This window comes from Pseudoalteromonas sp. THAF3 (genome assembly GCF_009363775.1).
GTDB classification, from domain to species: Bacteria; Pseudomonadota; Gammaproteobacteria; order Enterobacterales; family Alteromonadaceae; genus Pseudoalteromonas; species Pseudoalteromonas ruthenica.
In genome coordinates this window covers 26,913-37,500 of sequence record NZ_CP045418.1, presented here as the reverse complement: position 1 = coordinate 37,500, position 10,588 = coordinate 26,913, and the positions used below count along the sequence as shown (strand labels likewise).

At 44.7% G+C, this 10,588-nt stretch carries 13 protein-coding genes (1 of these 13 running past the window's edge); 4 read left to right on the top strand and 9 right to left on the bottom strand.

Going from position 1 to position 10,588, the window contains the following annotated elements; translation table 11 throughout:
* Both FIU82_RS00190 and aroE read right to left on the bottom strand, forming a co-directional pair.
* Nucleotides 1-182, bottom strand: the 5' portion of a protein-coding gene (locus FIU82_RS00190) for a DUF1488 family protein (protein WP_022946925.1). 67 nt of this gene lie to the left of the window's left edge; the window shows 182 of its 249 coding nt (coding positions 1-182); the start codon lies at nt 180-182; the stop codon falls past the left edge of the window.
* Nucleotides 179-1,003 (bottom strand): shikimate dehydrogenase, encoded by an 825-nt coding sequence (aroE, locus tag FIU82_RS00185; protein ID WP_152440064.1) that lies wholly within the window; start codon nt 1,001-1,003, stop codon nt 179-181. The genes FIU82_RS00190 and aroE overlap by 4 nt, the downstream gene beginning before the upstream one ends.
* 26 nt (nt 1,004-1,029) lie before the next feature.
* Here aroE and FIU82_RS00180 point away from each other — a divergent pair, with 26 nt between their 5' ends.
* On the top strand, nt 1,030-1,488 hold the full coding sequence (locus FIU82_RS00180) for a group II truncated hemoglobin (RefSeq protein WP_045980679.1): 459 nt from the start codon (nt 1,030-1,032) through the stop codon (nt 1,486-1,488).
* A gap of 73 nt (nt 1,489-1,561) precedes the next feature.
* On the opposite strand, the gene FIU82_RS00175 is transcribed toward FIU82_RS00180, so the two are convergent.
* Entirely contained in the window at nt 1,562-2,260 is a 699-nt protein-coding gene (locus FIU82_RS00175) for an NUDIX domain-containing protein (RefSeq protein WP_152440063.1), read from the bottom strand.
* A gap of 181 nt (nt 2,261-2,441) precedes the next feature.
* On the opposite strand from FIU82_RS00175, the gene prs reads away from it, so the two are divergent.
* Nucleotides 2,442-3,296 carry a ribose-phosphate diphosphokinase gene (gene prs, locus FIU82_RS00170; RefSeq protein ID WP_152440062.1) on the top strand — a complete coding sequence of 285 codons (855 nt, stop codon included), beginning with the start codon at nt 2,442-2,444 and terminating at the stop codon, nt 3,294-3,296.
* A 10-nt stretch (nt 3,297-3,306) separates the two neighbouring features.
* Nucleotides 3,307-4,902 carry a nicotinate phosphoribosyltransferase gene (locus FIU82_RS00165; protein WP_152440061.1) on the top strand — a complete coding sequence of 532 codons (1,596 nt, stop codon included), beginning with the start codon at nt 3,307-3,309 and terminating at the stop codon, nt 4,900-4,902.
* Nucleotides 4,903-5,029: 127 nt separating this feature from the next.
* Here the strand turns inward: FIU82_RS00165 and hemF are convergent, their stop codons facing one another.
* The 6 genes from hemF to FIU82_RS00135 form a co-directional block, all read right to left on the bottom strand.
* Nucleotides 5,030-5,953: an oxygen-dependent coproporphyrinogen oxidase gene (hemF, locus tag FIU82_RS00160; protein WP_045980676.1), complete on the bottom strand. Its 924-nt coding sequence runs from the start codon at nt 5,951-5,953 to the stop codon at nt 5,030-5,032.
* A 2-nt stretch (nt 5,954-5,955) separates the two neighbouring features.
* Nucleotides 5,956-6,519 (bottom strand): L-threonylcarbamoyladenylate synthase, encoded by a 564-nt coding sequence (locus FIU82_RS00155; RefSeq protein WP_022946921.1) that lies wholly within the window; start codon nt 6,517-6,519, stop codon nt 5,956-5,958.
* A 3-nt stretch (nt 6,520-6,522) separates the two neighbouring features.
* A complete protein-coding gene (locus tag FIU82_RS00150; protein WP_022946920.1) occupies nt 6,523-7,101 on the bottom strand; it encodes a type I DNA topoisomerase in 579 nt (192 codons plus the stop codon).
* 61 nt (nt 7,102-7,162) lie between these two features.
* Nucleotides 7,163-7,636, bottom strand: coding sequence for a DUF494 family protein (locus FIU82_RS00145; protein ID WP_022946919.1), 474 nt, complete (start codon nt 7,634-7,636; stop codon nt 7,163-7,165).
* A gap of 1 nt (nt 7,637) precedes the next feature.
* Nucleotides 7,638-8,759 (bottom strand): DNA-processing protein DprA, encoded by a 1,122-nt coding sequence (gene dprA / locus FIU82_RS00140; protein WP_152440060.1) that lies wholly within the window; start codon nt 8,757-8,759, stop codon nt 7,638-7,640.
* Nucleotides 8,760-8,805: 46 nt separating this feature from the next.
* Nucleotides 8,806-9,933: a LysM peptidoglycan-binding domain-containing protein gene (locus tag FIU82_RS00135; protein ID WP_022946917.1), complete on the bottom strand. Its 1,128-nt coding sequence runs from the start codon at nt 9,931-9,933 to the stop codon at nt 8,806-8,808.
* Nucleotides 9,934-10,063: 130 nt separating this feature from the next.
* Here FIU82_RS00135 and def point away from each other — a divergent pair, with 130 nt between their 5' ends.
* Nucleotides 10,064-10,576, top strand: a complete 513-nt coding sequence (def, locus tag FIU82_RS00130) for a peptide deformylase (RefSeq protein ID WP_022946916.1) — start codon at nt 10,064-10,066, stop codon at nt 10,574-10,576.
* Nucleotides 10,577-10,588 lie beyond the last annotated feature (12 nt).

Here is a 10,588-nt window from a genome sequence, read left to right as displayed (position 1 = left end):
AGTTGCTGCGCGACCTCTTCGTAGTCAAATCTTAATTGCGCAAAGTGTGTAAGCGCATCACTGCGTTCGATATTGTCCATATCTATAGTGCAGGGTATTAGCATGCCATTGGCCATAGCGTAAAAGGTGAGTACACCATTGATGTACTCTACACGGTCTACGAATTGGATAGCTTGATTCATTTTAACTGCCCCTCTCTTAAGGCACGAATGACTGGCTCACAGTCAGGCATAAAGCCACGCCACAAGGCAAATGCATGAGCGGCTTGAGCCACCAGCATACCGAGACCATCAGCACAAGAAACATAACTGTTTATGTCACCTGCCCAGCGCATAAAGCTGGTTGGCTGATCGGCATAGTACATATCATAAGCATACTGGCAGTGTTGCATTACCTTAGTATCAATATCTGGCACCTGACCGTGAACACTGGACGAAGTGGAGTTGATAACAATATCAAAAGGGCCTTCACTTACCTGCGCAAAGCCACAGCCATGAACCGCTACGTTGCTATCTACACGCTCTGCCAACTGCTGTGCTTTACTTGCGGTACGATTAGCTATCGTGAGTGAGCCAATACCACTTTCAATTAAGGGTAACACAGCCCCTTTCGCAGCCCCTCCCGCTCCGAGTAACAATACATGTCTATCGCGCAGCGGACCAAAGGTCCTTTGCAAGTCGCTGACCAAGCCAATGCCGTCGGTGTTGTCGCCCATTAACTTGCCTTGCGGAGTAAGCACTAAGGTATTAACCGCTGCCGCTAATTGCGCGCGTTCAGTTAATGTGTCAGCCAACGCAAAAGCACGCTCTTTAAAAGGTAAAGTGACATTGGCTCCCTTGCCACCGGCGGCGAAAAAGTCAGTCACCGACTGCTCAAAGCTTTCTAACGGTGCTAAAATGCGCTGGTAATCCACCTCCATCCCCTGTTGGCGAGCAAACGCTTGGTGAATAAGGGGAGATTTAGAGTGCTTAATAGGGTTACCAAAAACCGCGTATTTATCCATTATCTTTCCTAATAATTGAGCAGGCTATGAAGCAGTTACTTAAACGCATCCTCAAAAAAGATGCAAATTCATCAACCACCGCTGCCAAAACCGAGCACCCGACCGTGTCACAAACCCCTTATGATATGATTGGAGGTGAGCCAGGGGCCCGTGCTCTAGCTAATCGATTTTACGACATTATGGCTCAAGATGAATACGCAAAACCTTTATATGATATGCATCCCCAGCCATTAGACCGAATTCGTCAGGTGTTTTTTGAGTTTCTCTCTGGCTGGCTCGGTGGGCCTGATTTATTTGTAGAACAATACGGTCACCCGCGCCTAAGACAGCGCCATATGCCCTTTCCTATTGATAAAGACTTACGCGACCAGTGGATGCATTGTATGAACAAAGCGCTTGATCAAGAAATTGACAACCCAGTATTGCGAGAAAACCTGCGCCAATCATTGGCACAGCTTGCTAGTCATATGATAAACCAGCACTAAATATGTTATCTCTATTAGGTTAGGGACAATTTATCCTAAATTAAGCAGTCACCATAAAATAATCCCCAACGGATTATGTACTCAGGTTGCGTTCAAAATTAACGATATCTACGCCTGGTTTAACTCGGTACAACTGAGCGAACCGGCCACCTGACCTAACTTTTTCATCCATTTTTTCCAACATATCAGTTGCTTCTATACGCCTGATAATGGTCTTGCGCTGTACGGTTTTACCTAAAATAGTTTCGATAACAGACTTGAACTGCCCAACGGTAAAATATTCTGGTAAGCAATATACTGGCACCATTGAATACAAAGCCTTTTGCTTCAACCTCTGCCTTGCCTGCTCTACAATATATTTATGATCAAAGGCCACGGGTAGGTCCTGTAACTCCCCCACACTTGTCCATTTCACATCATCAACTGTGGCTACATGCGCTGATGCGTTTCCCTCTGCGACGAGAGCAAAATAGACCAGTGTTACACTAAATCCCCGTGGATCGCGACTCACTCCCGAATAGGTATGCAATTGCTCCAAATATTGAGGGGTGATATTAGTCTTTTCTTTTAATTTACGTAATGCGGTCATATCCGCATCATGGTCGATATCTATGTCAATAAAGCCACCCGGCAACGCCCATTGACCGGTAAAAGGGTCGCTCGCTCGCTTGACTAACAAAACCTTTAAATCCGCATCTTTTACAGTGAACAACACACTATCAACTGTAAATAGAGGGTTTTTATATTTTCTAATATCGGAACTATCAGCCACTTTCCCATCCACACTAAGATCTTAGCGACAAAATATCTGGTAGCCCCAAAAATTTCAACTAGCAGAGTTAACCGCTCCACTATACTAGTCGCACTTAAGCTCAAAAAATATCTTGCTTGAGTTAGGTACGTTTGATAACCTTCTTTGTGTCGATAGGACACAAAGATTGAAAGGATGCCAAATGAAAGTACTTAGCTATGACTCAGCAGGTAATAAATCACAGCTCGATTATGATACCTTCAGCTTTTCAGGGGGTGAAGAACATATTCGATTCAGCCCAGCCTCATTACTTGATACTGTAAAAATAGAAATATTTGAACGGCTAAACGACTCATCAAAAGTGATCAGGCTAATGATGGCCGTTGATGCTTTAAGAAGAATAACAGCTGAGAGCACGGCTATTGAGCTTGTAATCCCTTATTTTCCCTACGCTCGGCAAGATAGAGTGTGTGTAGAAGGTGAAGCATTGGGTGCTGCTGTTATGGCAAATATCATTAACAGCTTAAACTTTTCAAAAGTAACCATTTGGGATTCACACAGTGATGTCTCACCAGCTCTGATACATCGAGTAACCAATATCGATCAGGTCGCGTTACTGGGACGGTGTGAAGAGTTAAACAAACGCTTATCTGTGGGTGAACTAACGCTAATCTCTCCTGATGCTGGTGCCAGCAAAAAGACACTTAAGATTTCCGAAAAATTTAATGGAGTGCCCGAAGTAATTCAAGCTCACAAAGTCAGAGATCTCAAAACGGGCGACATAATAAAAACCGAAGTACTAGGCGATGTTAAAGGTAAAAATGTACTGATCGCAGATGATATCTGTGATGGTGGGAGAACCTTTATTGAATTAGCGAAAGTACTCAAGAATGAAGGGGCTTTAGAAGTGTCTTTGTTCATTACCCATGGAATTTTTTCCAAAGGACTCGATGTGTTTGAGGGGCTGATCGATCACATCTACACAACCGACTCCTTTAGACCCGCGAATGAGTTTAAAAGTAACAGCGATATAAATTTACAAATAATTGAGATGTAGGGACAACACCATGACTATTACAGCTGCAAGTATGCAAAAGGATGTTTATAAAGAGTTTCATAGTCGCGCTTACCACCCTAGTGTAACCGAAGTATATGCAAATTATACTTCTAGAAGTGGCAAGCTAAGCAACATAACAGACAATGACAAGGTAGCTTTTGTTGGCTTGCAATATTTTATAAAGAGCTACCTGTTAGAAGAGTGGAACGAGTTTTTTAAACAAGATAAAGCAGTTGCTGTAGCAACTCATAAGCGAATTATGAGCTCAATGCTTGGCTATTCTGTTGATGTTACATACCTAGAAGATCTTCATGATTTAGGGTATTTACCACTCAAAATCAAAGCACTGCCAGAAGGAACACTGGTTCCTTATTTAGTACCCCCCATCACAATAGTTAATACAAAACCGGGTTTTCAATGGCTGACCAATATGATCGAAACCGTGTTAAGTTGCGAGAATTGGCCAATTCAAACAAGCGCAACTACTTCTGTTGCCTATTTCAAAGTATTTAAAGAGTTTGCAACTAAAACGGGATTACCCGCTGATTTTGTGCCATTTCAAGGCCATGATTTCAGCTTTAGGGGAATGTTTGGCAAGCATGCAGCTGCCATGAGTGGCTTTGGCCATTTAGCATCAGGGTTAGTTGGCACAGATACTATTCCCGCTGTTTTATTTGCAGAGAAATACTACGGTGCAAATGTTGATAAAGAACTAGTTGGCTGCTCAGTAGATGCAACAGAACACTCGGTAACTTGCTCTTGGATTATGGAGGGAGAAATTGAGTTTTTTAAATACCTAATGAAAGAACAATCCCCAAAAGGAATACTAAGTGTAGTATCTGATACATGGGACTTCTGGACTTTAGTCACCGATTATCTCCCACAATTAAAAGACGATATTATGATGCGGGACGGTACGTTAGTTATTCGTCCTGACTCTGGAGACCCTGTAAAAATACTCACAGGATACAAAGTCTCCCCTGTCTCAGATTACAGTGAGCTATTTCAGAACCAGGGCGAGGCTGAAAAAGAAGCAATTTCTCAAGGGTATGAGGCCTACAGGTTTAATGGTGAATACTTTGGATTCGAAAATAATTCGACCATTAGGCTCATGGAGTGCGAAGTTAAAGGCTTGATAGAGTGCCTCTGGGACATTTTTGGTGGCACGACTACGGCTCAAGGATACAAGTTGTTGGACGATCATATTGGCGCAATTTACGGGGACGCAATCACTCTAAGTCGTCAGCGTCAGATACTACAACGACTCATGGAAAAAGGCTTCGCATCAAAGGTTGTTTTAGGTATTGGTTCATATAGCTACCAATACGTAACTCGAGATACACATGGCTCCGCAGTTAAAGCCACAAGTGTAGTAAAGGATGGTCAACGTTTAGCCATCTTCAAAGACCCCAAAACAGACGCTAAAAAGAAATCATCGAAAGGGTTGTTAAAGGTAGAACGTATCGATGGTGAACTAACCCTATTTGATAACGTATCAGAACAAGAGGAGCAACAAGGACTTTTAGACGTTGTTTTTGAAGATGGTAAGTTATTAAAAGAGACAACCCTTGACGAAATCAGAGCCTTAATAGCTCAACAGGTTTAGCGGTTTTAGGTTGGACAACAGTTAACAAACACTATCACTATCTACTTATGGTAAGAACATGAACGTGCTTTATCAGGGCTGTCATGTTCTTACCAACTTGATGAATCTATCAACCTCGTGAAATCATCTATTTTTCACTCATAGCTAGCCAGTCCTGTGGCTTTAAGTAATGCTCGTATAGTTTCGCCTCAGCAGTGCCTGGGGCGGGAGTATAGTCATATTCCCACCTCGCCAGTGGTGGCATAGACATGAGAATAGACTCTGTGCGGCCACCGCTTTGCAAGCCAAATAAAGTGCCTCGGTCCCAAACTAAATTGAACTCTACATAACGACCGCGACGATAAAGCTGAAATTGGCGCTGCTGTTCGTCATAGTCAGTGTCTTTTCGCTTACTGACTATCGGCAGATAAGCATCTAAATAGCCATTACCCACCGCCTGCATAAAGGCAAAACTTTTTTCGAATCCCCATTCATTAAGATCATCAAAAAATAATCCGCCAACACCTCGAGTTTCATCACGATGTTTCAAATAGAAGTAATCATCACACCACTTCTTATATTTTGGATACACATCCTCCCCGAATGGATCGCATAAATCTTTAGCAACCTGATGCCAATGCTCTACATCTTCACGTTCAGGATAAAAAGGTGTTAAATCAAATCCACCACCAAACCACCAAATAGGCTGCTCACCCTCTTTTTCAGCGATAAAAAAGCGTACGTTGGCATGGCTGGTTGGGATATGCGGGTTTTTCGGATGAATAACCAATGAGACACCACATGCATGAAAACTTCGTCCAGCAAGCTCAGGCCGATGTGCTGTTGCTGATGCCGGCATTGACGCACCAAACACGTGAGAAAAATTGACACCGCCTTGCTCGATAATAGCGCCGTCACGAATAACGCGCGTACGTCCGCCACCGCCCTCTTCTCGCTGCCAAGCATCTTCTACAAACTGTGCCTTGCCATCAGCCTGCTCTAGACCAGCGCAGATCTCATCCTGCAACGCTTTAAGGTATTCTTTCACTTGTGCTAAAAGTTGTGATGCCATGATTAACCTCGAAACGTTTGCCCGCTGAGGGCGTCTTTTATAGTGCTGGGCTGTTGCTGACCACCTAAGGGTTCATCAACATAGCAACCCACTTGTTCGGCAAACGCCGCTTTCGCAGCCGCAATTGAACTAACCGGCTGCTCGCCACTTAAGTTGGCACTCGTTGACACTAAAGGGCCACCAAAAGCTTGGCATAAACGCTTCACAGTTGGGTGATTGGTCACTCGCACGGCTATGCTATCAAACTTGCCAGTAAGCCATTTGGGCGTATCAGCGGCAGCCGGCATCACCCAAGTGACAGGGCCTGGCCACTGCGAAAAGATATCAGCGCGCTTATCCATAGGAATTTTGTGATCGGCCACATAAGGCAGTAACTGACCGTAATTATCGGCAATAAGAATTAAACCCTTCTCAACCGGACGCTGCTTAATAGCCAATAGCTTTTCTACTGCCTGTTGGTTCATTGGGTCGCAACCCAGCCCGTACACGGCCTCTGTTGGGTAAAGAATAACCTCACCCTGTTGTAAGCTTTCTACAACCGGGTCTACTGTGATTGGCTCTGACACCTTCTAACTCTCCACATTCTCAGCTTGTTTATGCCCACAGGACTTTTGCGGACATTGTAACACAGGTCCCCCAGCAAGATTACGCTTGACCATGACCGGCCAATCACACTGAGGGCAAGCATGAGCCACGGGCTCATAGTTCAAGCTGTATTTGCATTTGGGGTAAGCATCGCAAGAGTAAAAGGTTTTACCATATTTATTACTACGTTTAGTTAAACGACCATCATGACACTTTGGGCAGGTTACTAGGTTTTGCTCTGGCTGCTGTTGCTTTTGATCGGCGATGTAATGGCACTGAGGGAAATTGGTACAACCGATAAACATGCCAAAGCGGCCGTTTTTCACCGCTAAAGGCGAATCACACTCAGGACAGGGATTATCGTCTAGTACCTTAAGTACGGCTGTGTCATGTTGGTGCAAAGGACGAATGAAGTCACACTTCGGGTAGGCTGCGCACCCTAAAAAAGGACCGTTCTTAGAGTGCCGCATCACCAACTCACAACCACACTGGGGACATACCTCGTATTCTTTCTCTAGAGCATGTTGATTAGCATTAAATAACGAATGGTCGATCTTGCTCACGCACTACTCGCACTTTGGTGAATTTGCGCCCAATATACTGACCCCAACACAGAGATCAAGCTTAATGCAGTGTTGGGTTCGGGTCATCGAAAATTAAATCTTCCATTTGTGCATAAGCCTGCTCCTGCCCAGGCACACTTAACAACACCATCAGCACCACCCACTTCAAATCATCCAGTGCAATTTGCTCTTGGTCCAGTGCCACAGCGCGATCGATAACCATCTCTCGAGTTGTGCTATCTATAACGCCAATTTGCTCTAGGAACATCAAAAAGCCTTGGCACTGAGTATCAAGTTTCATACTTTCGTATTCGGTATAGATACGGCATGCTCCAGTTGGGGCATTATGCAAATAAGGGCGCTCGTCGCTATATTGCAACTGAGCTAATTGCTCCAACCAATCCAGTGCTTTAAATATTTCGCTGTTGTTGAACCCCGCTTTACGTAATTCGTCGGTGAGTACGTTCTCTTCGACAAAAATTTCACTTTCGCTGTGAATATAGTTTTCAAACAAATACATTAGGATATCAAACATGTTACCCGCCCCCTGTTTTTACATAGCCCTCTGAGGTGCTCTCTATTAGCCCCTCCAGCTCTAAATCGACTAGTTGCGTCAGTAGTTCTGTAATGGGTACTTCGGCACTACTAGCAATGTCATCAACGCAAGTAGGCTCGTAACCAATATGACGAAGTATGCTGTTTTCATCCTCACAGTAAGTAGGTTCACTCTTTATATATAGACCGTTTTGTGCAGAAAAACCTAACTCCTGTAATACATCTTTTGCCGATTCGACCAAGGCCGCGCCTTCTTTTATTAGCTTATGGCAGCCTTTGGCATAGGGATTATTAATCGAGCCCGGTATAGCCATCACCTCTCGATTATAGTCCGCAGCCAGTTCGGCCGTGATCAATGAGCCACTCTTACGCTCAGCCTCAACCACTAAAGTAGCTAACGATAAGCCAGCTATAATGCGATTACGTCTAGGGAAATGCATAGCCCGAGCCGGAGTCGTGGGCACAAACTCACTGACTAACAGACCCTTTGCCAAAATATCATCACGTAAGGCTTTATTGCGGCGGGGGTAACAAATATCAACACCGGTGCCAAGCACAGCTACAGTTTGGCCTGTCGCCATCAGTGCCCCTTGATGCGACATGGCGTCTACGCCCATTGCCATGCCTGAAGTGATTATTAGCCCCGTAGCACTCAATTGCTGGGCTATTTCTTGGGCACATCGCTTCCCAGCAAGCGAAGCACTGCGACTGCCGACCATCGCGATTTGTGGTCGTTTGAGAAGCTGGGTATTGCCTCTGCAAAACAGTAATAGCGGTGCATCGGGTAGCTCAGCTAACAGCTCGGGGTAAGCAGACGTCCCCAAGGCTATAACATCAATACCTTGATGTTTGAATGCTTGAATCTTGCGCTCGTAGTTAGCCATATTAAGCGCTGAAAGGGCTCCAATGATGTCCGCTTTTACGCCGTAGCATTGCAAACACTCGGGCTCCGTAACCATACGGGCTAACGGTACGTGCGTAAGCAACTTATTGACATCGCGGCAGCTGAGTCCACGAACATAGAGCAAAGCCAGTAATGCGGCTTGATGGAAATGTAAATCGGCCTCTGACGAGGCCGATGATAACGGTAACTGGTGTGCCATGCTCCCTCCTTGAGCACAACCCAACGCAGTGTACGATCAGCTGTTACTAATTAACACTGACTACATCGCCAACGCGAATTGGGCGTAGCGTTTTTGTGACAATGGCGTAGCTCACTCTATCTTGTACTTTCAGTACCATAAGCTCGCCGACTTTCTCTTTCGGCATATGCCACGTGGTGTTGTCACCATCCTCTTCGAAATTAAAGGACTCTTCAATGTTAGACGCAACTTTCTCGTAAGTGCTCGCGTCTTCTTTATAACTTGGTCCATCATCACCATCAACCACGGTGGGTGACTGTCGACGAATATCAAACATATGTCCTGCTTTCACTTCGTCTGTCAGGCCACGATTGAGTACCACGATGTCCATCTTGCTGAATTCACGTAGCTCATTGGTTGACGCAATAATTTCGCCATCAATTTCCTTGTCAGGGCGACGCATTTTAAAGAACGCAGGCAAGCTTTGCCCTTCGCTGACGGGCAGTAAGAAATCACCAGCATTAATTTCACGCTTCACATCGTTAACAAACACAGAGGCTGGTACACCGTTATCGAAGTCTCCCGAGCGGAACGCACGCGCAGTGGCAACGAGCTTCACCTCGTAGCCAAGCACTTCTTCTGTTTGTGGGTCAATGTAAGGATCATCTTTGTGGTAAATAGCGTAGTTACGGTTACGTTCTAAATCGCCTTTAACGTAAAGAATGTGGCCTTTAGTTGGGCGCTTAACGTTCTCGTTAGCACCTAGCACATAGGGCTGAGCCGCTATTTGCTCTTCACTTAGCGCCTGTTCATAGGTTAAAAATGGACGCAATAGCTCTAAAGAAATAGTTGGAATAGCGCTATCACTCTTCATGGTTTTGCGACCATGGGGAGTTAGTTTTTGATAGTTTTCTGGACGCTCCATCACTAAGCGAGGTCGACCCTGAGCGTCATACACAAGGTATAACGTATCACCCGGATAAATAAGGTGAGGGTTATCAATTTGTGGATTCATTTGCCACAGCTCTGGCCATAACCAAGGCTTGTCCAAATAAATAGCAGAGATATCCCATAACGTATCTCCCTTTTCTACCACATACTGCTCAGGGGCATTTTCTTTTACCGTTAGAACATCTGCTAATGATGGAAAAGCAGCCGCAAGTGCTAATACGGCAGCCGATAGCTGTTTTATCATTGTAATGAGCTTCCTCAAGCTTGTTTTATTATAATTATTACCCAATAACCTGTTAAAGGTGCACACGAATGGCTAAAATAAAAACATAACACAATACCCGATATTTAGCACAATTTTTAATAAGGTAGCTATGGCACTTTTAGAAGTACTTCGATTCCCTGATGAACGTTTGCGCACAGTCGCTCAACCAGTAACCGATATTAACGATGACGTTCGCACCATCGTCAAAGACATGTTAGAGACCATGTACGATGAAAATGGTATTGGTCTTGCGGCCACCCAGGTTGATATTCATCAGCGTATCGTCGTCATCGATGTTTCCGACGAGCGCGACCAGCCGTTGGTTCTTATTAATCCTGAGATTACTCATAAAGACGGCTCCACGGTCAGTGAAGAGGGTTGTCTATCCGTTCCAAACTCCTATGCGAAGGTTGATCGCGCTGAAACGGTGACTGTAAAAGCCCTGAATGAACAAGGTGAAGAGTTTAGCCTTGACGCCGACGGTTTACTGGCCATTTGCATTCAACATGAATTAGACCACCTACTAGGTAAGCTATTCATTGATTACTTATCTCCTTTGAAGCGCCAACGTATTCGCAAGAAGCTTGAAAAAGAAGCGCGTCTTGCCGCAAAAGCTCAGTAACAAGGATAAACA